This is a genomic window from Xanthomonas sp. CFBP 8445 (genome assembly GCF_025666235.1).
Classification (GTDB): domain Bacteria; phylum Pseudomonadota; class Gammaproteobacteria; order Xanthomonadales; family Xanthomonadaceae; genus Xanthomonas_A; species Xanthomonas_A indica.
Genome location: NZ_CP102594.1, coordinates 3,383,009 through 3,404,557 on the forward strand (window position 1 = coordinate 3,383,009; position 21,549 = coordinate 3,404,557).

Sequence of the window (21,549 nt, forward strand, 5' to 3'; positions counted from 1 at the left end):
CCGACTGGAGACGACAGCCCATGTCCATCTGGAAAGACCAGGGTCCCGCGCGCAAGGATGGCCTGCCGCCCGTTCCCGGCAACGGCGCAGTGCCGCCGGAGCCGCGTCCGCCGGGCGATACCGCCCCAGGCGAACCGCTCGCCGCGGTCGCGGCCGCCGCACCCGCCGCCCGCGCCCCCGCGCCGGCCCCGGCCGCCAAGGAATCGCTGATCGCCGCCGACATCAGCATCGAAGGCAAGATCGAGGGCACCGGCCACATCCGCATCGCCGGCAAGTTCAAGGGCGACGTCAACGTGCAGGGCGACCTCACCATCGAGACCGGCGCCAAGCTCAGCGGCGGCGTGCGTGCCGACAAGGTGGTCATCGCCGGCGAGCTGGAGGGCAATATCGAATCGGCGTCGCGGGTGGAGCTGCTCGCCTCCGGCGCGCTGATCGGCGACGTCAAGGCCGGCTCGCTGACCGTGGCCGCCGGCTCGCGCATGCGCGGCCAGGCCGACTTCGGCTGGGACGACGACAAGCACGCCCGCAAGGGCGGCAAGCCCGCGGAGTCCGACGCCGGCGCATGAGCAGCCCGCGTCCCGGCAGTCCGGGGGCGACCCGGACCTGCCCGCACTGCAAGGCCACCATCCTCGAAAGCGCCAGCGTCTGCCCGGCGTGCAAGCACCATCTGCGCTTCGATTCGGCGGTGCTGCAGCAATCGGCGCCATCGGCGCTGGTACCGCTGCGGGTGGAGGGCAGCATCCGCCATCCGGACGACGGCAGCGCCTGGGAATACACCGTGCTGGTCAGCATCCGCAACGGCCGCGGCGAGGAGATCAAGCGCCAACTGGTCGGCGTCGGCGCCATGCTCGACGGCGAGGAGCGCAGCTTCACGCTGTCGGTCGAGGCGACGCCGGTGCGTGGGGGCAAGCGCGGGCGGCACTAGCGCCTGTGGCGTGGGATTCGGGATTCGGGATTCGGGATTCGGGATTCGCAAGAGCCTAGCCCCTCTCCCACCGGGAGAGGGGTTGGGGTGAGGGTACGGTTGGTGCCGCCGGTGGTGCTGCACTTGCTGCCTGGCTACGCTGGCTGTCGCACCCTCATCCGCCCCTTCGGGGCACCTTCTCCCGGAGGGAGAAGGAATGCCGGCCAGCCTGCTTTCCACCCGGCGAAAGCGCGATGGGCCACCATGCTGCCCCCCCTGCGTCGCAGCGGCCTAGCCCCTCTCCCAGCGGGAGAGGGGTTGGGGTGAGGGTACGATTGCGTGCCGCCGGTGGTGCTGCACTTGCTGCCTGGCTACGCTGGCTGTCGTACCCTCATTCGCCCCTTCGGGGCACCTTCTCCCGGAGGGAGAAGGAACTGCTTTCCGCTTGGCGAGGCCCGTTGGGCCACCAAGCCGTACGCCTACGGCAAGGCGCGCGCCAGCAGTTCCTCCACCGGTGCACCCGGCTGCAGCGTGCCGAACGCCAGTCCATGCGCGCCGGCCAGGCGGCTGTGCACGAACGCGGTGGCGGCCGGACTGGCGCTGCGCAGCAGGAGCGCGGCCTGCACGACCAGCGCGATGCGTTCGGCCAGGTGCCGTGCGCTGAACGCGTCCACCTCGGCGTTGCCGGCCAGCGGCGCGCGCAGTGCGTCCAGCGCTGCGTCGTAGACCGGGTCGATGCCGGCCGCCGTCTGCAGTTCCGCCAGCACCGCGGCGCCGGTGGCCGGTTCGCGCGCCAGCGCGCGCAGCACGTCCAGGCACTGGATGTTGCCGCTGCCCTCCCAGATCGAATTCAACGGCGCCTGCCGGTACAGCCGCGGCAGGATCGACTCCTCGACGTAGCCGGCGCCGCCCAGGCATTCCTGCGCCTCGTTGACGAAGGTCGGCGCGCGCTTGCACAGCCAGTACTTGCCCAGCGCGGTGGCGATGCGTGCGAACGCAGCCTCGGCGGCATCGGTATCGGCCGCGTCCACCGCGCGCGCCACCCGCAGCGCGAACGCGGTGGCGGCTTCCGATTCCAGGGCCAGATCGGCCAGCACGTTGCGCATCAGTGGTTGCTCGACCAGACGCCTGCCGAAGGCGATGCGATGCCGGGCGTGGTGCAGCGCCTGCGCCAATGCCATGCGCATCTGCGCGGCGGCGGCGAGCATGCAGTCGAGCCGGGTCAGCATCACCATGCCGATGATCCGCGCAACGCCGCGCCCTTCCTCGCCGACGCGCTGCGCCCAGGCACCGGCGAACTCCACTTCGCTGGACGCGTTGGACCAGTCGCCCAGCTTGTCCTTCAGCCGCATCAGCCGCAGCGCGTTGAGCCGGCCATCGGGCAGGCGCCGCGGCAGCAGGAAGCAGGTCAGGCCGCCCGGCGCCTGCGCCAGCACCAGGAAGCCGTCGGACATCGGTGCGGAGAAGAACCACTTGTGCCCGACCAGGGTGTACGCGCCGGCGCCGTCCAGCGGCGTGGCGACGGTGGCGTTACTGCGCACATCCGAGCCACCCTGCTTCTCGGTCATGCCCATGCCCAGGGTGACGCCGGTCTTGTCGGCGATCGGCACGTCGCGCGGGTCGTAGTGCGGCGCGGCGGCCTTGTCGGCCCACTCGCGCAAGGCCGGATCCTGGCGCAGGACCGCCACTGCAGCGTGGGTCATGGTCAGCGGGCAACTGGTGCCGGCCTCGGCCTGGTGGTGCAGGTAGCTCAGCGCAGCGCGCGCCACATGCGCGCCCGGCTGCGGGGTATGCCAGGACAGTCCGGCCACGCCATGGCGCTTGGCCGCGTCCAGCAACTGGTGATAGGCCGGATGGAACTCGACCGTGTCGATGCGATGGCCGTAGCGGTCGTGCGTGCGCAACCGCGGACGGTCGCGGTTGGCATCGAAACCGAGCCGGTACAGCGTCTCGCCGGCGAGCGCACCGTAGTGCGCCAGCGCCGCGGCGAAGCCGTCGGCACCCTCGCGTGCGATGGCCTCGCGCAGCACCGCGTCGTCGGTCCACAGATCGCGCGGTTCGAACGGCGGCGGCTGGTTGTCGACCGTATGCGTGGCGTAGGCCGGCAGGTCCGTGTGCATGCATCTCCCTCCCAGAAGCGCTGCGCGCATTGTGGCCGATCCGTCGCGCGGCCGCGAACCCGTGTGGCGGATTCTCATCTCCTGCACACCGGCTTGGACACAGTGGCGCCCATGCCGAATGCCGCTTCCCAGGACCTGGTGGTGCTGCGCCCGGAAGGGCTGTACTGCCCCGCCGGCGACTTCCATATCGATCCCTGGCGGCCAGTGCCGCGCGCGGTCATCACCCACGGCCACGGCGACCACGCACGCTCGGGCATGGGCGAATACCACTGTGCCGCCGCCGGCCTGCCGATTCTGCGCTGGCGGCTGGGCGAGCAGGCCTATCGCGCCTACGACTACGGCACCCGCTTCACGCTCGGCCGGGCCCAGGTCTCGCTGCATCCGGCCGGGCACGTGCTCGGCTCGGCGCAGGTGCGGATCGAAGTGGATGGCGAGGTCTGGGTCGCCTCGGGCGACTACAAGCGCCAGCCCGATCCGACCTGCGCGCCGTTCGAGGTGGTGCGCTGCGACACCTTCATCACCGAGGCCACCTTCGCCCTGCCGGTGTACCGGTGGCCGGACACCAGCGAGGTGGCGCGCGAGATCGTCGCCTGGCGCCGCGAGTGCAGTGCGCGCGGCGAGGCCGCGGTGCTGTTCTGCTACGCCCTGGGCAAGGCGCAGCGCGTACTCGCCGAACTGCAGCCGTGGGACGACCAGCCGGCATTGCTGCACGGTGCGGTGGCGGCCGGCGTGGCGGTGTATCGCGAGGCCGGCGTGGCGATGCTGGAGACGCTGACGGTGCCCGAACTGGACAAGCGCGCCGACTACGCCGGGCAGTTGGTGCTGGCGCCGCCGTCGGCCGCCGGCAGCCCGTGGCTGCGTCGCTTCCGCCACGCCCAGCTCGGCTTCGCCTCGGGCTGGATGCGGCTGCGCGGCAACCGCCGCCGGCGCAACTACGACCGCGGCTTCGTGGTCTCCGACCATGCCGACTGGCCCGACCTGCTGCGCACCATCGACGAAACCGGCGCGCGCCGCGTGATTGCGACGCACGGCAACACCGACGCGATCATCCGCGCGCTCAACGAACGCGGCGTCGCCGCCGAAGCATTCCGCACCGACTACGGTGGCGAGGAATGAAGCACTTCGCCGCCCTGTACCGGCAACTGGACCAGAGCACCGCGACGCTGGACAAGCGCGCCGCGCTGGTGGCGTATTTCGAGCAGGCGCCGCCCGCCGACGCGGCCTGGGCGATCTGGCTGCTCAGCGGCGGCAAACTGCGGCGCATCGCCAACACCCGCGAACTGCGCGAGTGGATCGCGCAGGAAAGCGGCCTGCCCGGCTGGCTGGTGGACGACAGCTACGACCATGTCGGCGATCTGGCCGAGACCCTGACCCTGCTGCTCGACGATCCGGCGGAAACCCCCGACCCGGCGCCGCTGCGCGACTGGATCGAGGAGCGCCTGCTGCCGGTGGCCGCACAGGACGATGCCGCACGCCGCACCGCAGTGGTCGCCGGCTGGCGCAGCCTCGCCTTCGACGAGCGCCTGCTGTTCAACAAACTGCTCACCGGCGCGCTGCGCGTCGGCGTGTCGCAGCGGCTGGTGCAGCAGGCGCTGGCGGCGATGTCCGGGATCGACATCGCCCGCATCGCCCAGCGCATGCTCGGCGCCTGGTCGCCGACGCCGCAGGCACTGGAGCAATTGCTGTCCGACGAGGTGCTGCCCAGCGACCGCCAACAGCCCTACCCGTTCTTCCTCGCCTCGCCGCTGGAAGCCGAGGCCGACACGCTTGGCGCCATCGACGACTGGCTGCTGGAATGGAAATGGGACGGCATCCGCCTGCAACTGATCCGCCGCGACGGCGAGGTGGCGCTGTGGTCGCGCGGCGAGGAACGCCTGGACGGACGCTTCCCGGAAATCGAGGCGGCCGCGGCGACGCTGCCGCGCGATGCGGTGATCGACGGCGAACTGCTGGCGTGGCGTGAGGGCGAGGACGCGCCACTACCGTTCACCGCCCTGCAGACCCGCATCCAGCGCCGCAAGCCCGGCGCCAAGACCCTGGCCGACACGCCGGCGCGCGTGCTCGCCTACGACCTGCTGGAACTGGACGGCCACGACCTGCGCGAGCAGCCGCTGCAGCAACGGCGCGCGCAACTGCAGGCCTTGCTGGAAGCGCACGCCGACCCGCGCCTGACGCTGTCGCCACAGGTGCAGGCGGCAACGTGGGAGCAGGCGGCGACGCTGCGCGAGGCGTCGCGCACGCGCGGCGTGGAAGGCTTGATGCTCAAGCGTGCGGGGTCGCCTTACCAGTCCGGCCGCCGCCGTGGCGACTGGTGGAAATGGAAGGTGGCGCCGCTGACCATCGACGCGGTGCTGCTGTACGCCCAGGCCGGCCACGGCCGGCGCAGCACGCTGTACACCGACTACACCTTCGGCCTGTGGGACGGCGAGCAACTGGTGCCGGTGGCCAAGGCCTACTCGGGCCTGGACGACAGCGAGATCCTGGCGCTGGATCGCTGGATCCGTGCGCATACCACCGAGCGCTTCGGCCCGGTGCGCGCGGTGACGCCGTATCACGTGTTCGAACTCGGCTTCGAGGCGGTGAATCGCAGCAGCCGGCACAAGTCCGGCATCGCCGTGCGCTTCCCGCGCATCTTGCGCTGGCGCCACGACAAGCCGTTCGCCGAGGCCGACCGCTTGAGCACGCTGCAGGCGCTGGCGCGATGAGCGGATCGGCGGCGCGGCGGCGCCCGGCCGATGCGCCGCTGTACGCCTGGTTCGCGCAGCAGGGCTGGCAGCCGCTGCCGTTCCAGCGCGCGGTGTGGGGACATTACCTGGACGGCGGCTCTGGGCTGCTGCACACGCCCACCGGCAGCGGCAAGACCCTGGCCGCGTTCGGCGGCCCCTTGCTGGAGGGCCTGCGTGCGCAGGCCGCGGCGCAGGCGGCCGCCGCCAAAAAGAAGCCCGCCCGTGGCAATGGCGCCAGCGCGACTGCCAAGACCGCCTCGCCGCCGCGCACGCGCCGGCAGGCGCAGCGCGACCTCAAGGTGCTGTGGATCACCCCGTTGCGCGCGCTCGCCGCCGACACCGTGCGCGCGTTGCGCGAACCGGCGCAGACCTTGGGCCTGGACTGGCAGATCGGCCTGCGCACCGGCGATGCCAGCGCGCGCGACAAGCGCCTGGCGCGCAGCGGCAAGCTCGACGTGCTGGTAACCACCCCCGAATCGCTGGCGCTGCTGCTGTCCTATCCGGATACCGCGCCGCAACTGGCGACGCTGCGCTGCGTGATCGTCGACGAGTGGCACGAACTGCTCGGCAACAAGCGCGGCGTGCTGCTGCAACTGTGCCTGGCGCGGCTGCGCGGCTGGGCGCCGGCGCTGCGCACCTGGGGCCTGTCGGCCACGCTCGGCAACCTGGACGAGGCACGCGACGTGCTGCTGCCGCACCTGCCGCAGGCGCCGATCGTGGCCGGGGTCAAGCCGCGCACGCTGACCCTGGAGACGCTGGCGCCGGCGGTCGGCGAACGCTTCCCGTGGGCCGGACACCTGGGCCTGGCGCAATTGCCGCGGGTGCTCGAGAACCTCTTCGCGGTGCGCACCAGCCTGCTGTTCACCAACACCCGCGCGCAGGCGGAGCTGTGGCACCAGGCGCTGACCTCGGTATGGCCGGAAGAGCCACACACGCTGGCGCTGCACCACGGCTCGCTGGATCCGGCGCTGCGCAGCGCCGCCGAGCAAGGCCTGCGCGACGGCAGCCTGCGCTGCGTGGTGGCGACCTCGAGCCTGGACCTGGGCGTGGACTTCCCCGCCGTCGACCAGGTGCTGCAGGTCGGCAGCCCCAAGGGCGTGGCGCGGCTGCTGCAGCGCGCCGGCCGCGCCAAGCATCGCCCCGGCGAGGCCGGCCACGTGCTGTGCGTGCCCTCGCACGCGCTGGAACTGGTCGAATACGCCGCGGCGCGCCGCACCATCGCCCATGGCCGCATCGAATCGCGGCCCTCGCCACGGCTGTCGCTGGACGTGCTGGCCCAACACTGCATCACCTGCGCGCTGGGCGGCGGCTTCGCGGCCGAGGCGCTGTACGCCGAAGTGCGCGGCACCGCCGCCTTCGCCACGCTGGATGCGCCGACCTGGCAGGCGGTGCTGGAGTTCGTGGTGCAGGGCGGACGCGCGCTGGCGCAGTACCCCGACTACCGCAAGGTGGTGCGGGACGAAGACGGCCTGTACCGCGTGCACGACCGCCGCATCGCCCTGCGTCATCGCCTGTCGATCGGCACCATCACCAGCGACGGCAGCGTTGCGGTGCGCTTCCTGCGCGGCGGCCGGCTCGGCGCGGTGGAGGAGCAGTTCGTCGGCCGCCTGCGCCGCGGCGACCGCTTCCAGTTCGCCGGGCGCATGCTGGAACTGGTGCGGCTGGAGGACATGACCGCCTACGTGCGCCTGGCCAAGGGCGGCGACGGCAGCGTGCCGAAGTGGATGGGCGGGCGCATGCCGCTGTCCTCGGAACTGGGCCGCGAGGTGGAGGCGGTGTTCGCCGATCCGCGCGGCGAGGCGGAACTGCGCGCGCTGGCGCCGCTGCTCGGCTTGCAGCGCGCGCTGTCGGATCTGCCGGCGCCGCAGCGGCTGCTGGCCGAGCGCGTGCGCGCGCGCGACGGCCAGCATCTGTTCGTGTATCCGTTCGCCGGACGCCAGGTGCACGAAGGCCTGGCCGCGCTGCTGGCGCTGCGCTGGGGCCGACGGCAGCGCAATACCTTCAGCTTCGCCGCCAACGACTATGGCTTCGTGCTGTCGCCGGCGGAGGACGCGCCGATCGACGCGGCGCTGCTGCGCGAGCTGTTGAGTCCGGCGCAGTTGTTCGAGGATCTGCGCGAGAGCCTCAACCTGGGCGAACTGGCGCGGCGCCAGTTCCGCGAGATCGCCCGCGTCGCCGGCCTGCTGCCGCCCAGCCTGCCCGGGCGCCTGCCGCGCAGCCTGCGCCAGTTGCAGGCCTCCAGCGGCCTGCTGTACGACGTGCTGAGCCGCTTCGATCCCGAGCACCTGCTGCTGGCGCAGGCCGAGCGCGAGGTGCTGCAGGGCCAGATGGAACTGACCCGGCTCGCCGCGACCCTGGACGATTGCGCCGCGCGCGAGCTGGCACTGCACAGTCCGCGCAGCCTCACTCCGCTGGCGTTCCCGCTCTGGGCCGAAAGCATCCGCGGCCAGCTCAGCACCGAGGACTGGAAGGCGCGGGTGATGCGCGCGGCGGCGCAACTGGAGCAACGCCATGCGCGCTGAACTGGACTGGCTGCTGGCCGGTGAGCCGATGCGCCTGCTCGGCGACCGCGCGCTGTACTGGCCGGCGCGGCGGCGGCTGCTGATCGCCGACCTGCACCTGGGCAAGGCCGACGTCTTTCGCCGTGCCGGCATCGGCCTGCCGCGTGGCGGCACCGCGCTAGACCTGGCGCGGCTTTCGGCCTTGCTGCAGGCGCAGGACGCGGTGGAACTGTGGATCCTCGGCGACGTGCTGCACGGCGCCGCAGCCGATGCCGACTGGCAACGGCAGTGGCATGCGTGGCGCGCGCAGCATCCGCAACTGCGGGTAGCGGCGATCGCCGGCAACCACGACCGCGCCCTGGCCGGCGCCGGGCTGGACATCGCCCTGCTCGGCGCGCAGGTGGAGGACGGCCCGTTCGTGCTGCGCCATGATCCGGCCACGGATGCGCAGCGCCACGTGTTGTGCGGACACCTGCACCCGCTGGCCAAGCTGCCCGGCATGCGCCCCCGCTGGCCGGCGTTCTGGCTGCGCGACGGCATGACCGTGCTGCCGGCGTTCTCGCACTTCACCGCCGGCGTCGCCCCGGTGCTGGCACCGGGCGAGCGCCTGGTGGCCTGCGTCGAGGGCGCGGCCTTCGCCCTGCCGGTGGCGGCGGCATAGGTGGGGCGCAGTTGCGAGGTCGATCGTTAGCAGACACCACAAGAGACGCATCAGCTTGTGGGAGGGCCTTCAGTCCCGACGCGTCCACCAACAAGGCGTCGGGGCTGAAGCCCCTCCCACAGTGCAGTCGCAATGCATTGCGCGAGTGCGGATGCCCTGCCACCCGTCGTAGGAGCGGCTTCAGCCGCGACTGGGCTTTCCCGATAAAGCCCGGTCGCGGCTGAAGCCGCTCCTACGACACCACGGCACCATCGCCGTCGGACCGCGCTCGCTGCGTTGCGCTCTGCACGCGCCGCCGCGACGAAGCACCGAAACTCGCGTCCAACCGCGCCCGCGACCTCGCCGCCTACGGCAGCGACGCACGACGCGCCATCGCCTCCTGCAATGCCGCGACAAACTCCGGCGCCAGCGGCAGCTTGCCGAACCAGCCGTGCTGGGTACCGCTGAGCACGCGCAGCATGTGCCCGCGGCCGCCGGGCATGCGCCCGGCCGGGCGCATGCCCACGTCGCGCAGCCGCGCCGCCAGATCGCGCTCTGACTGGAACAGCGGGGTCAGCCAGCGGCTCCAGAACTGGTACACCGCCACATGTGCCTGGCGCTGCGCCTGGTAGCGCGCCAGCGCCGCGTCGATGTCCGCGGCGGTGCGCAGGCTCTCGCTCAGCGCCCAGGCGTCCATCAGCGCCATGTTGACGCCCTGCCCCAGCTGCGGACTCATCGCGTGCGCGGCATCGCCGGCCAGGACCAGGCGGCCGCGGTACCAGTGCCGCTGCACCGCGTCGCGGTAGCTGGCCCGCGCCAGTTGCGCCGGCGCATCGATCTGCGCCAGGCGTTCGCGCGCCTGCGGCCACAGCTGCGCGATCTCCTCCAGCCACGGCTGCATGCCGCGCGCCTGCCAACCATCGAAGTCGGCGGTCGGCAGGCTCCAGAAGAAACTCACCCGCGGCTCGGCATCGCCGGGGCGCGTGCCCACCGGCAGCAGGCCGATCATCTTGCGCGCGGCCACGTAGCGCTGGCGCAGCTCGTCGGCGAAGGCCCAGTCGCCGCGCGGCAGCAGGCACCACAACGCGCCCCAGGGATACACCCGATCCAGCCGGGTCGCCTGTACCTGCGCGCGCAGCACCGAGGCCGAGCCGTCGCAGGCGATCACCAGGTCGAACGGTCCATGCCAGCGGCCGTGCTGGTCCTGTACCCGGCGCAGCGTGTCGTCGATGGCGACGATGTGCGTATCGCGCTGCAACGTGGCGTAGCCGTCCCAGGCCTGCGCAAGCAGCGCGAACAAGGCGCCGCGCTGCAGGCCCAGCCCGAACAGGCGCGCGTCCAGGTCGCGGTAGCGCATGTCCATCACCGCGCGCCCGCACGGGGTCTCGCCATACAGGCGGTGCACCGGCGCACCGTAGGCCAAAGCCTGCTCGAGCAGGCCGATCCGCCACAGCACCTGCAGGCCGGTCGGCTGCAGCAGGAAGCCGGCGCCGACCGGTCCGGGCTGCACCGCGCGCTCGAACACCTGCACGCGGTGCCCGTCGCGCGCCAGCAGCAGCGCCAGCGTCTGCCCCGCCGTGCCGTAGCCGACGATGCCGATGTGCAGTCCTTGCTTCATTGCGTTCACGACGTCCGGACGCCGCCACGGCGGCGGTGTCTCCCACAAAAAACCCCGCCGAAGCGGGGTTCAAGGCACAACCGAGTCAACGCGCGCGCTTACTCGACCGGCGTGATATTCGAGGCCTGCGCGCCCTTCGGACCCTGGGTCACGTCGTAGCTGACACGCTGTCCTTCCTGCAGGCTGCGGAAGCCCTTGGAGTTGATCGCGGAGAAGTGCGCGAACACATCGGCGCTACCGTCTTCCGGAGAAATAAAACCAAATCCCTTGGCGTCGTTGAACCACTTGACGGTACCGTTCGGCATGGTGATGCGAGACCTTTTGCAGTGAATGGGTGGTGGTTGTGCGGCAGCCGCACCGGCGGAGTATGCAAAGCTTGCGCAGCGAAGACAATCACCCGCGCGCCAGTTCCCCGACCAACTCCGGCAGGCCGACCGAAGCCGCCTCCACGTTGGCCAGCACCTCGGCCAGGGTGATCTCCTCGGCGTCGCCGCAGCCGGCCGCCCAGTTCGCCACGATCGCCAGGCAGGCGTAGTCAAGGCCCAGCTCGCGCGCCAGCCCGGCCTCGGGCATGCCGGTCATGCCGACCAGGTCGCAGCCGTCGCGGCGCAGCCGGGCGATCTCGGCGATCGTCTCCAGGCGCGGCCCCTGGGTGGCGGCGTAGCAGCCGCCATCGACCAGGGCGGTGCCGGTCACGCGCGCGGCGGCCAGAATCTTGCTGCGCAGCAGCGGCGAGTACGGATGACCGAAATCCACGTGCAGCACCTCGCTGCCCGGCTCCTCGCACAGCGTGGAGATGCGCCCCCAGGTGTAGTCGATCAACTGGTCCGGGCAAGCCAGCACGCGCGGGCCGAAGCGTTCGGTGATGCCGCCGACGGTGTTCAGCGCCAGCACCCGGGTGGCGCCGATCTGCTGCAACGCAGCAAGGTTGGCGCGGTAGTTGATCTTGTGCGGCGGCAGCGAATGGCCTTCGCCATGGCGAGCCAGGAAGGCCACGCGGTGACCGAGCAGCGTGCCGACCCGCACCGGGCCGGAGGGCGCGCCGTAGCGCGTCTGCACCTCGTGGGTCTGCACGTCGTCGAGCTGCGCGAGCTTGTAGACGCCGGTGCCGCCGATGACGGCCAGTGCGATGTTGTCCATGCGGATCCTCGAACGAAAAAGAACACCTGCGCCGGCGACACGCGCCGGCAGGGGGGATGGCAGCGAAGCGGCGAGGCTGGCTCGCCTGCCGCTTACTCCTTCATCGCGTAGATCGCCGGCAGGTTGCGCAGGGCTTCGTTGACGTCCATGCCGAAACCGAACACGTAGCGGTCGGGCACCTCGACACCGATGTAGTCGGCGGTCACCCCGGGCACGCAGCGGTCGTGGCGCTTGACCGTCAGCGCGGCGATGCGCACGTCGGTGGCCCCCTGCTCCAGGCACCACTCGCGCACCGCCTTCAGGGTCAGGCCTTCGTCGAGGATGTCGTCGAGCAGCAGCACGCGGCGGCCGTACAGCGCGGTGGCCGGGCGGTGCTTCCACACCAGTTCGCCGCCGACGGTCTCGCCGCGGTAGCGGGTGGCGTGCAGGTAGTCCAGTTGCAGGTCCTGGCCACGGCTGCCCAGCTCCAGCGCCAGCTGGCCGGCGAACGGCAGCGCGCCATGCATGATGGTCAGGTAGACCGGGGTTTCGCCGCGGTAATCGGCGGCGATGGCGTCGGCCATGTGGGCAATGGCCTGGTCGATGCGCGTGCGATCGACAAGCAGGTCGGCCTGGGCCAGGGCCTGGGCGATGGTGAGAGTGGACATCAGGCGGTTTTTCCGAAGGTGGAGAGCAGATGGGATTGGGTGTGGCCGTAGCGGGCGTCGGCCAGCAGGCCGTCCCAGCCGAGGCCGCCGCGGCCGATCAGGCCGAGCAGCGCGGCGGTGTTGAGCGGGCGGTCGCGCACCGCCTGCAAGGAATCTTCGACCAGTTCCGGGTGGCAGACCAGGACCACGTCGCAGCCGGCGTCCAGGTGCGCGGTGACCCGCGCAGCGACGCCGCCGGCGGTGAACGAGGCGGCCATGCCGATGTCGTCGGAGAACACCACGCCGCGGAAGCCCAGGTCCTGGCGCAGGATCTGCTGGATCCAGCGCGGCGAGTAGCCGGCCGGCTCCGGCGCCACCTGCGGATAGACCACGTGCGCCATCATCACCGCATCGGCGCCGGCGGCGATGCCGGCGGCGAACGGCACCAGGTCTTCCTGGCGCAGGGTCTCCAGCGGACGCGGGTCTTCGGCGTTGTCGACGTGGGTGTCCTCCAGCACGGTGCCGTGGCCGGGGAAATGCTTGAGGGTGGCGCCCATGCCGACGCTGTGCATGCCGCGCACATAGGCTTCGGCGAAGGCGGCGACCACCTGCGGATCGTCGCTGAAGGCGCGGTCGCCGATGGCGCGGTTGCCACGGGCCAGGTCCAGCACCGGCGCAAAGCTCAGGTCGACGCCGCTGGCGCGGATCTCGCTGGCCATCAGCCAGGCGTGCTGCTCGGCCATCTGCAGCGCCGAGGCCGGATCGCGCGCGTACAGCGCGCCGAAGCCCTGCAGCGGCGGCAGCGCGCTGTAGCCCTCGCGGAAGCGCTGCACGCGGCCGCCCTCCTGGTCCACGCAGATCAGCAGCGGCCGCGGCGCGGCGGCGCGAATCGCCGCGCTCAACTCGGTCACCTGCGCGCGCGAGGCGAAATTGCGTTTGAACAGGACCACGCCGGCCACCGCATCGTGCTGCAGCCAGTCGCGCTCCTGCGCGGTGAGTTCGGTACCGGCAACGCCGATCGCGAGCATGCGGGGGATTCTCCTGCCGGCGCGGTTCAGGCGCCTGTGGGCCGGCATTGTCGCAGATGCCGGCGTCGGCGGCAGGTTGCGCCCCAGGCTGACATGCCGCGGTAATGAACTGCGTGCGCAGCGAGGCGCCGGGCAATCCCGGCCGGGCCGCATGACCGGTACACCGCAGGCGGTCCTCCTGCCAGCAGTCATGGACCGGTGCAGTGGGGAGACGCCCAGGCGAGCCGCTGTCAGGACCGGCAGGACGCCTGTGCACCATCGCGGGCTGCCTTCTTTCGCCTCATATGGCGCTGCCCCGCGTGCGCCCCATGGCGCGAAGCTCGACGTGCCGTGCGCGCCCTCCTAGACCGCGCAGCCGTCCGGACCGCACTCGCGGCCCGCCTGGGCGTCGGCCAGCAGGCCGCGCACCGTGGCGGCGAACACCTCCGGCGGCTGCGCGCCCTGCAGCGCCTGGCGGCCATCGATAACGTAGGTGGGCACCGCGCGGATCCCCATCGCCTGCGCCTGCTGCAGTTCGGCCTGCACCTCGTCCAGGCCCTCGTCGCCTTCCAGCAGCGCCTGCACCCGCGCCGCCGACAGCCCGCCCGCGGCGCCGGCCTCGCACAGCGTCTGCGCATCGGACAGGTTGCGGCCCTCGGCGAAGTGCGCATGGAACAGCGCTTCGGCGACCGCGTCCACGTCGCCCTCGCGCGCCGCCAGCCACAGTAGCCGGTGCGCCGGCAGCGTGGTCACCCGCACCTGGCCGCGGCCGAAGTCGAACGGCAGGCCTTCGGCGCGTGCGGTGGCCTGGGCCTGCGCCAGGATCTGCTCAGTGCGCGCAGCACCGCCGAACTTGGCCGCATAGGCCTCGCGCAACGGTACCGGCTCGGCGCCGGCGTCCGGATCCAGCAAATACGGATGCCAGTGGATCTCCAGCGCCGGCGCGTCCGCGCCGAGCGACGCAAGACCTTGCTGCAACCGGCGCTTGCCGATCCAGCACCAGGGGCAGACCACGTCGGACCAGATGTCGATGCGCATGAGCGGGGATTGGTGATTCGGGATTGGCAAAAGCATAAACCCGATCGCCGCGTGAAGCGGGGATTCGGGATTGGGGAGTTGGGATTCGCAAAAGCGGGCCGCATGCGGCGCTTGGCTTTACGCGTTTGCCAATCCCTAATCTCCACTCCCCAATCCCGTCCATTCGCGGAATGGACGGCTTGCCAGCGCCACGTTGTAGTACCGCGGATCGTCGGTGACTTCGGCGCCGAGCCAGTCCGGCCTGGCGAACGCTTCGTCGGCGCTGTCCAGCTCGATCTCGGCGACCACCAGCCCGGCGTTGTCGCCGAGGAACTCGTCCACTTCCCAGAGGTGGCCCTGGTGCTGCACAAGATGCCGGCGCTTGTCGATCAGCCCACCCACGCACAGCGCCAGCAGCGCGCGCGCATCGTCCAGCGGAATCGGATACTCGAACTCCTGGCGGGTATGCCCGAGCTCGCGCGACTTCAGGTTGAGAAACGCGGCCTCGCCCTGCACCCGCACCCGCACCGACGCCTTCTGCGCACCGCTGGCCAGCGCCGCCTGGTCGTTGAGATAGCCCTGCGCCATCGGCATCACCGCATGCGCCGCCGCACGCCAACCGTCGCCGGTCACCAGGAATTTGCGTTCGATTTCTAAGGGCATGGGAATCGGGAATGGGGAAAGGAGAATGGGAAAAGCTTAAAACGCGCGCGCAGCCGCCGTGACGAATCCCTAATCCCGATTCCCCATTCCCGGCTTTTCAAACACCGCAATGCTCTCCACATGCGCGGTATGCGGGAACATGTCCATCGCGCCGGCGGCCTTGAGCACGAAACCCTGGTCGTTGACCAGGTAGCCGGCGTCGCGCGCCAGCGAGCCGGGATGGCAGCTGACGTAGACGATGCGCTGGAACTGCTTCAGCGGCAGTTGCTGCAGCACTTCCAGCGCACCGGAGCGCGGCGGGTCCAGCAACAGCTTGTCGAAGCCCTGCCGCATCCACGGCGCCTGGCGCTGGTCCTGGGTCAGGTCGGCGGCGAAGAACTGGGCGTTGTCCAGGCCGTTGCGCTGCGCGTTTTCCCGCGCACGCGCCACCAACCCGGCGTCGCCTTCCACGCCGACCACCTCGCGCACGGTGCGCGCCAGCGGCAGGGTGAAGTTGCCCAGGCCGCAGAACAGGTCCAGCACCCGGTCGCCAGGCTGCGCGTCGAGCAGCGCCAGCGCGTGCGCGATCATCTTCTCGTTGAGCGCGGCATTGACCTGGATGAAGTCCAGCGGCCGGAACGCCAGTTCCACGTCCCACTGCGGCAACCGGAACGACAGCGGCACCTCCTGCGGATACAGCGGGTGCACGCTGTCCACGCCGCCGGGCTGCAGGAAGATGGCGAAATCGTGTTCCTGGGCGAAGGCGATCAACGCGTCCTGGTCGCGCGCGCTCAGCGGCTGCATGTGGCGGAAGGTCAACGCCACCGCGGCGTCGCCGGCGATGAACTCGATCTGCGGGATGTCGCGCTTGCCGTCCAGGCTTTCGACCAGCTCCGCCAGCGCGGTCACCTTGAAGCCGATCTGCGGGATCACCGTATGGCAGACCGACAGGTCGGCGACGAAGCGCGGGTCCTGCTCGCGGAAGCCGACCAGGGTCTTGTCCTTCTTCTCCACCCGCCGCACCGAGAAACGGCCCTTGCGCCGGTAGCCCCAGGGCGCGCCGGTCAGCGCCGGCAGCACCGCCTGCGGGGTCACGTGGCCGATGCGCTCCAGGTTCTCGGTCAGCACCCGCTGCTTGGCGACGATCTGCTGGTCCTCGGCCAGGTGCTGCAGCACGCAGCCGGCGCAGACCCCGAAATGCGGGCAGCGCGGCGTCACCCGCTGCGGCGAGGCCTGCAGCACCTGCACGGTGCGCGCCTCGTCGAAGTGGCGGTTGCGCGCGGTGGGTTCGGCCAGGACGGTCTCGCCGGGCAGCGCGCCGGCGACGAAGGCGACCTTGTCGCCCTCGCGGCGGGCAACGCCGCGGCCATCGTGGCTGAGGTCGGCGATGTCGGTCTGGAAGGGCGTGCGGTCGAGACGGTTTCTGGATCGGGCCACGTGGCAACAGGCTGCGGGCGGAAAAGGGCGGCCATTGTCGCAGATGGACCGGGCCGGGACCGGCTTGCGATTGCCGCGCCGGCGAGGCAAAGTGGCGCGACGCACGCGCGCCGCCGCGCGGGATGCGACCACGCCGCATGGAGGCTCAGCATGGCATCGACCCAGGACCCGGTAACGCGACTGCTGCTCGTCGAAGACGACCCGATCAGCCGCGCCTTCTTCGACGCGACCCTGCAGGCGTTACCAGCACACGTGGACCTGGCCGACTCCGTCGCCAGCGCCCTCGCCCGCGCGCAGACGCAGGCGCACGACCTGTGGCTGATCGACGCCAACCTGCCCGACGGCAGCGGCAGCGACCTGCTGCGCCAGTTGCAGCGGCAACGTCCCGGCACCCTGGGGCTGGCGCATACCGCCGACGCCAGCGCCGCGGTCCGTGCCCAGTTGCTCGACGCCGGGTTCGCCGACGTCCTGCTCAAGCCCCTCAGCACCGAGCGACTGCTGCAGTCGGTACGCCGGCTACTGGCGCGCGGCCGCCTCGGCGGCGCACCTGGTACCGCCGAGCCGACCCTGGACTGGGACGAAACCACCGCATTGGCTGCACTCAATGGCGAGCGCGCGCACCTGATCGCCCTGCGCGAATTGTTCCTGGCCGAACTGCCCGGCACCCGCGACGCGGTCGCTTCGGCCCTGCAACTCAGCGACGACCAGGCCGTACGCAGCCACCTGCACCGATTGCAGGCCAGCTGCGGCTTCGTCGGCGCCGCCCGCCTGGCGCGCGCCGTGCGCCAGTTGCACGGCGACCCGGCCTCCTCGCAGGCCCGCCACCAATTCAGCGAGGCGGTGGCGGCGTTGTTGCACTGAAAGCCGGGATTCGGGATGGGGATGCCGATCGGCGTCCGTCTGGGCTGGGGAGACGCGGCTTCGGTTGCGATCCGTGTGCTTCCGGACGTTGCCAGGGCGATGCAGGCCGCGGCCACCCTCGCCCACCTGCTGTCATCCTCGCTTACGACAGCGATGGTGCGTGATGGCAGTGGCGGTGTCGTGATTTGAGGGCATCTCCAATAGCGTCACGACATGTCCCGTAGGAGCGGCTTCAGCCGCGACAGGCTTTACCGGGAACGCCCATCGCGGCTGAAGCCGCTCCTACAGAAAAACAGGCAAGCGGTGGACGTGCGGGGAACCTCGGTCGCCTGGGACCCGTATGACCGGGCTCTCGCGCCGTCGATCCGGTGCGATCACGCCCCCGCGGACGGCGACGCCTTTGCCCCTTCCACCGTGGACTCCGCCAGCGCGTCGGACGTCGGGTCCAGATCGGCGTCCGCCTCCGGCATCGCCGCAAGCACTGCCGACTCCGCCGCCGCGGTGGTGGCGGCGCTGCGCTGCCGCGCCAGGTCCTCGACCATTTCCCAGGACTTCAGTCCGCGCCCGCCGAGGTGGTGCAGCAGCACCACGCGCATGCCGCGGCGCAGGCCGGGCAGATCCTCGGCGACCGGTTCGGCGTCGTCGGCCAGGGCCAGCAGGGCGCGCCCGGTCGCCATCCCGCTGCGCTGGTCGTGGCCGCGGTCGCTCAACAGCCGGCGCGGTCCGTGCTCGGCGTCGAGCACATAGCGCGCGGCCGGGTCGATCGGCTCGCCGTCGCCGTCGTGGCGCAGGTCGAAGCCCACGCCCAGCGCCTCCAGCAGGTCGCGCTCGAAGCAGCGCAGCGACCAGGCCAGCGGCGCCTCGGCCGCCAGCCGCGCCCGCACCCGCGCGTAGGCCAGGTACAGATCCGGCGCCGGGTCGTCGCGCGGCGCCAGGCGCAGGGTCAGTTCGTTGATGTAGAAGCCGGCCAGCATCGCCTCGCCGCTGAGCCGCGGTGCCGTGTCCACGGCCTCGGCCGCGCGCAGTTGCGCCAGTTCGCCGCGGCGCTGTGCGCTGAAGCGGATCGACTGCAGCGGCTGCAGCGCCGCGCGCAAGGCCTGCTTTTTCGGCCCCTGCACGCCGCGCGCCAGCACGCCGAGCCGGCCGTGGTGCACGCTCAGCACCTCCACCAGCAGGCTGGTCTCGCGCCAGGGCCGCGCATGCAGGACGAAACCGGGTTCGTGCTCGATCAAGGCGGGGATTGGGGATTCGGGAGTGGGGATTCGCAGGAGCGGCGGTCAGGGGACGGAGCGCGTGCGTGGGAAGCAGGAAGCAGGAAGCGGTGCTGTAGCGAATTGAACGAGGCAAGCAATGAAATGGCCACGCCTTGTAGGAGCGGCTTCAGCCGCGACGGGCGTTACCGGGACAGCCTGTCACGGCTGAAGCCGCTCCTACAACATCCCGAATCCCGAATCCCGGCTTCCCAGCCTTATTCCCCGTACCCGAACGCCTTCAGCGCCGCCTCGTCGTCGGACCAGCCTTCGCGCACGCGCACCCAGGTCTCCAGGAACACCTTGGCGCCGAACAGGCGCTCCATCTGCTGGCGGGCCTTGGCGCCGATGTCCTTCAGGCGTGTGCCGCCCTTGCCGATCACGATGGCCTTCTGGCCTTCGCGCTCGACCCAGATCACCGCGCCGATGCGCAGCAGCGCGCCGTCCTCGGCAAAGCGTTCGATCTCCACGGTGGTCGCGTACGGCAGTTCCTCGCCGAGCTGGCGCATCAACTGCTCGCGCACCAGTTCGCCGGCCAGGAAGCGCTGGCTGCGGTCGGTGATCTCGTCCTCACCGAACATCGGCGGCGCTTCCGGCACCAAGGCCAGCAGGTCGCGCACCAGCGCCTCCAGGCCCTTGCGCTTGAGCGCGGAGATCGGGTGCACCGCGGCGAAGCTGCGGCCCTCGCTGACCTGCTGCAGGAACGGCAGCAGCGCGGTCTTGTCCTTGAGCCGGTCGACCTTGTTGACCACCAGCACCACCGGGATGCCGGCGTCGCTGAGCACGTTGAACGCCAGCGTGTCCTCTTCGTCCCAACGCCCGGCCTCGATCACCAGCAGGCCGGCGTCCACGCCTTCCAGCGAGCCGCGCGCGGCGCGGTTCATCACCCGGTTCATGGCGCGCTTCTGCTCGCGGTGCAGGCCCGGGGTATCGACCAGCAGCAGCTGGCCGGCCGGGAAGCTGGCGATGCCCAGCAGCCGGTGCCGGGTGGTCTGCGGCCGGTTGGAGACGATGCTGACCTTGGCGCCCACCAGGGCGTTGGTCAGGGTGGACTTGCCCACGTTGGGGCGGCCGATCACGGCCACGCTGCCGCTGCGGTAAGGGGGGGTGGCTTGCTCGTTCACTTGCTCGAATCCAGTTGCTCGATGGCGGCGGCGGCGGCCTGCTGCTCGGCCAGGCGCCGCGAGGTGCCCTCGCCCTCGGTCACCAGGGCGGGCTCGGCGAGTACGCAGCGTACCCGGAATAGTTTGGCGTGGTCGTCGCCGGTCTCGCTGATCAGTTCGTAGGCCGGCAGGCTGCGCTGCCGGGCCTGCAGCCATTCCTGCAGGCGGGTCTTGGCGTCCTTCTCCACCTTGCCGACCGGCAGCGCCGCCAGCGCCGCCTCGAACCAGGGCAGGATCGTGGCGCGGCAGGTCTCGAAGCCAGCATCCAGGTAGATCGCCGCGACCACGGCCTCCACCGCATCGGCCAGGATCGAGTCGCGGCGATGGCCGCCGGATTTCATCTCGCCCGGCCCCAGGGTCAGGCGTTCGCCCAGCTCCAGTTGCCGGCCGATCGCGGCCAGCGAAGCCTCGCGCACCAGCTCGGCGCGCGCGCGGGTCAGCGCGCCTTCGTCGGCCTTGGGCCAGCGCTGGTACAGCGCCTCGGCGATCAGCAGGTTGACGATGCCGTCGCCAAGGAACTCCAGGCGTTCGTTGTGCGGCGCGCCGGCGCTGCGATGGGTCAGCGCCTGCGCCAGCAACTGCGGCTCGGCGAAGCGGTGACCGATGCGGTCACCGCGCAGGATGGTCTTACTGGCCACCACGCGTCGTCAGGTCCTGGGTGGCGTCGAACTTGCCGACCACGTCCAGATTGGCGATCAGCGGGCGGCGCACTTCGTAGGCCACGTGCATCTTCACCCCGGTATCGGTGCGCTCGAAGGTGACGTCGCTGGGCTTCACGTTGTCCGAGTTGTTGATGTCCAGGCGCCGGAACAGCGAGGCCTTGGCCTGCGACGGGTCCATCTCGGCGCTGCCGGCTTCCGTCGCCAGGCCCTTCATCGCCGAACGCACGGCATAGAACTCCATGTACATCGGGAACAGCTTCATGCCGATGTAGACGAAGAATCCGACCACCGCCAGCACGATCACGAACGAGGTCAAGGTCATGCCACTTTGCTTGTGCTTCATCGCGCTTCCCCTCACGCAAGTCACTGAATGGACGTTCCGATCCGCGACGGATCGAAACTGCCGCTGCAGAACCACCCTTCGCAATTGAGCCAGATCAGGAACGCCTTGCCGCGCAGGTTCTCCTCGGGCAGGAAGTGGGTCTGGGTCCAGAACCGGCTGTCCTCGCTGTTGTCGCGATTATCACCCATCACGAAGTACTTGCCCGGCGGCACCACCCAGTCGCCCTGGCCGGCCGGATTGTTGCGGTCGATCCATTCCAGTTCGGTGTGGGTGCGGCCCGGCAGGTACTCGGTGAGCAGGGTCGCGCCGGTCATCTCCGCGCCCTTGCCCTTGCCGACGTACTCGCCCATCACCTTGTACTTCATCGGCGTGCCGTTGATGTACAGGGTGTCGCCGTGGAAGCCGATGCGGTCGCCCGGCAGGCCGATCACGCGCTTGATCCAGTTCTCGTCCGGCTTGTGCGGCGGCTTGAACACCACCACGTCGCCACGCTTGGGCTCGCCGACCGGAATGATCTTCTGGTTGGTGATCGGCAGGCGGAAGCCGTAGGAGAACTTGTTGACCAGGATGAAATCGCCGACCAGCAGGTTCGGCATCATCGAGCTGGACGGGATCTTGTACGGCTCGGCGATGAAGCTGCGCAGGATCAGCACCACCGCCAGCACCGGGAAGAACGCCCGCGAGTAGTCCACCAGCACCGGCTCGGCGTCCAGCAACCCGGCCCGCGCGGCGCGGCGCTTGGCGAAGAACAGCTTGTCCAGCAGGGTGATGATGCCGGTGGCGAAGGTCAGGACCACCAGCGCGATTTCAAACCATTTCATTCGGGTTCCTTCGGAACGGGATTTGGGATTGGGGATATGGGATTCGCAAGAACGGGACGGCGGCAGGCGCA

21 protein-coding genes are annotated in these 21,549 nt (G+C 70.8%); 7 read left to right on the forward strand and 14 right to left on the reverse strand.

Annotated elements, in window-relative coordinates; translation table 11 throughout:
• Positions 1-20: 20 nt before the first annotated feature.
• Positions 21-566 carry a bactofilin family protein gene (locus NUG21_RS14395; RefSeq protein ID WP_263391228.1) on the forward strand — a complete coding sequence of 182 codons (546 nt, stop codon included), beginning with the start codon at positions 21-23 and terminating at the stop codon, positions 564-566.
• Positions 563-925 (forward strand): hypothetical protein, encoded by a 363-nt coding sequence (locus NUG21_RS14400; protein WP_010342294.1) that lies wholly within the window; start codon positions 563-565, stop codon positions 923-925. Before NUG21_RS14395 ends, NUG21_RS14400 begins: the two co-directional genes overlap by 4 nt.
• Positions 926-1,383: 458 nt before the next feature.
• Here the strand turns inward: NUG21_RS14400 and NUG21_RS14405 are convergent, their stop codons facing one another.
• The gene (locus NUG21_RS14405) at positions 1,384-3,024 is read right to left on the reverse strand and encodes an acyl-CoA dehydrogenase family protein (protein WP_263391229.1); all 1,641 of its coding nucleotides are present in this window, start codon (positions 3,022-3,024) and stop codon (positions 1,384-1,386) included.
• A gap of 111 nt (positions 3,025-3,135) precedes the next feature.
• Here NUG21_RS14405 and NUG21_RS14410 point away from each other — a divergent pair, with 111 nt between their 5' ends.
• From NUG21_RS14410 to pdeM, 4 genes are read left to right on the forward strand one after another with little or no spacing between them, the layout of a single operon-like run.
• Positions 3,136-4,140: a ligase-associated DNA damage response exonuclease gene (locus NUG21_RS14410; protein WP_263391230.1), complete on the forward strand. Its 1,005-nt coding sequence runs from the start codon at positions 3,136-3,138 to the stop codon at positions 4,138-4,140.
• Positions 4,137-5,729 carry an ATP-dependent DNA ligase gene (locus NUG21_RS14415; RefSeq protein ID WP_263391231.1) on the forward strand — a complete coding sequence of 531 codons (1,593 nt, stop codon included), beginning with the start codon at positions 4,137-4,139 and terminating at the stop codon, positions 5,727-5,729. Before NUG21_RS14410 ends, NUG21_RS14415 begins: the two co-directional genes overlap by 4 nt.
• Complete coding sequence (locus NUG21_RS14420) at positions 5,726-8,272, forward strand: ligase-associated DNA damage response DEXH box helicase (RefSeq protein ID WP_263391232.1); 2,547 nt, start codon at positions 5,726-5,728, stop codon at positions 8,270-8,272. The genes NUG21_RS14415 and NUG21_RS14420 overlap by 4 nt, the downstream gene beginning before the upstream one ends.
• Positions 8,262-8,912 (forward strand): ligase-associated DNA damage response endonuclease PdeM, encoded by a 651-nt coding sequence (pdeM, locus tag NUG21_RS14425; protein ID WP_242082156.1) that lies wholly within the window; start codon positions 8,262-8,264, stop codon positions 8,910-8,912. The genes NUG21_RS14420 and pdeM overlap by 11 nt, the downstream gene beginning before the upstream one ends.
• A gap of 346 nt (positions 8,913-9,258) precedes the next feature.
• Here the strand turns inward: pdeM and NUG21_RS14430 are convergent, their stop codons facing one another.
• The 8 genes from NUG21_RS14430 to rlmD all read right to left on the reverse strand — a co-directional run bounded on the left by NUG21_RS14430 (position 9,259) and on the right by rlmD (position 16,378).
• On the reverse strand, positions 9,259-10,509 hold the full coding sequence (locus tag NUG21_RS14430) for an FAD-dependent oxidoreductase (RefSeq protein ID WP_263391233.1): 1,251 nt from the start codon (positions 10,507-10,509) through the stop codon (positions 9,259-9,261).
• Between the two features lie 98 nt (positions 10,510-10,607).
• A complete protein-coding gene (locus NUG21_RS14435) occupies positions 10,608-10,814 on the reverse strand; it encodes a transcription antiterminator/RNA stability regulator CspE (protein ID WP_003488188.1) in 207 nt (68 codons plus the stop codon).
• Positions 10,815-10,902: 88 nt separating this feature from the next.
• Positions 10,903-11,655 carry an S-methyl-5'-thioinosine phosphorylase gene (locus NUG21_RS14440; protein ID WP_184502614.1) on the reverse strand — a complete coding sequence of 251 codons (753 nt, stop codon included), beginning with the start codon at positions 11,653-11,655 and terminating at the stop codon, positions 10,903-10,905.
• A gap of 86 nt (positions 11,656-11,741) precedes the next feature.
• Positions 11,742-12,296: a hypoxanthine-guanine phosphoribosyltransferase gene (locus NUG21_RS14445; protein ID WP_160948345.1), complete on the reverse strand. Its 555-nt coding sequence runs from the start codon at positions 12,294-12,296 to the stop codon at positions 11,742-11,744.
• A complete protein-coding gene (gene nagZ, locus NUG21_RS14450) occupies positions 12,296-13,303 on the reverse strand; it encodes a beta-N-acetylhexosaminidase (protein WP_263391234.1) in 1,008 nt (335 codons plus the stop codon). The genes NUG21_RS14445 and nagZ overlap by 1 nt, the downstream gene beginning before the upstream one ends.
• 342 nt (positions 13,304-13,645) lie before the next feature.
• Positions 13,646-14,320: a DsbA family oxidoreductase gene (locus NUG21_RS14455; protein WP_263391235.1), complete on the reverse strand. Its 675-nt coding sequence runs from the start codon at positions 14,318-14,320 to the stop codon at positions 13,646-13,648.
• 135 nt (positions 14,321-14,455) lie between these two features.
• Positions 14,456-14,962 (reverse strand): CYTH domain-containing protein, encoded by a 507-nt coding sequence (locus NUG21_RS14460; protein WP_019797319.1) that lies wholly within the window; start codon positions 14,960-14,962, stop codon positions 14,456-14,458.
• 69 nt (positions 14,963-15,031) lie between these two features.
• Positions 15,032-16,378, reverse strand: coding sequence for a 23S rRNA (uracil(1939)-C(5))-methyltransferase RlmD (gene rlmD / locus NUG21_RS14465; RefSeq protein ID WP_242082161.1), 1,347 nt, complete (start codon positions 16,376-16,378; stop codon positions 15,032-15,034).
• Positions 16,379-16,528: 150 nt separating this feature from the next.
• On the opposite strand from rlmD, the gene NUG21_RS14470 reads away from it, so the two are divergent.
• Positions 16,529-17,239, forward strand: coding sequence for an Hpt domain-containing response regulator (locus tag NUG21_RS14470; protein WP_160948340.1), 711 nt, complete (start codon positions 16,529-16,531; stop codon positions 17,237-17,239).
• Positions 17,240-17,613: 374 nt separating this feature from the next.
• On the opposite strand, the gene recO is transcribed toward NUG21_RS14470, so the two are convergent.
• The 5 genes from recO to lepB all read right to left on the reverse strand — a co-directional run bounded on the left by recO (position 17,614) and on the right by lepB (position 21,478).
• On the reverse strand, positions 17,614-18,480 hold the full coding sequence (gene recO, locus NUG21_RS14475) for a DNA repair protein RecO (protein ID WP_263393093.1): 867 nt from the start codon (positions 18,478-18,480) through the stop codon (positions 17,614-17,616).
• Between the two features lie 227 nt (positions 18,481-18,707).
• Positions 18,708-19,613: a GTPase Era gene (era, locus tag NUG21_RS14480; protein WP_010340598.1), complete on the reverse strand. Its 906-nt coding sequence runs from the start codon at positions 19,611-19,613 to the stop codon at positions 18,708-18,710.
• Entirely contained in the window at positions 19,610-20,290 is a 681-nt protein-coding gene (gene rnc / locus NUG21_RS14485; RefSeq protein WP_160948337.1) for a ribonuclease III, read from the reverse strand. The genes era and rnc overlap by 4 nt, the downstream gene beginning before the upstream one ends.
• Positions 20,280-20,657, reverse strand: coding sequence for a DUF4845 domain-containing protein (locus tag NUG21_RS14490; RefSeq protein ID WP_160948336.1), 378 nt, complete (start codon positions 20,655-20,657; stop codon positions 20,280-20,282). Before NUG21_RS14490 ends, rnc begins: the two co-directional genes overlap by 11 nt.
• A 20-nt stretch (positions 20,658-20,677) precedes the next feature.
• Positions 20,678-21,478, reverse strand: coding sequence for a signal peptidase I (gene lepB / locus NUG21_RS14495; RefSeq protein ID WP_160948335.1), 801 nt, complete (start codon positions 21,476-21,478; stop codon positions 20,678-20,680).
• Between the last annotated feature and the right edge of the window lie 71 nt (positions 21,479-21,549).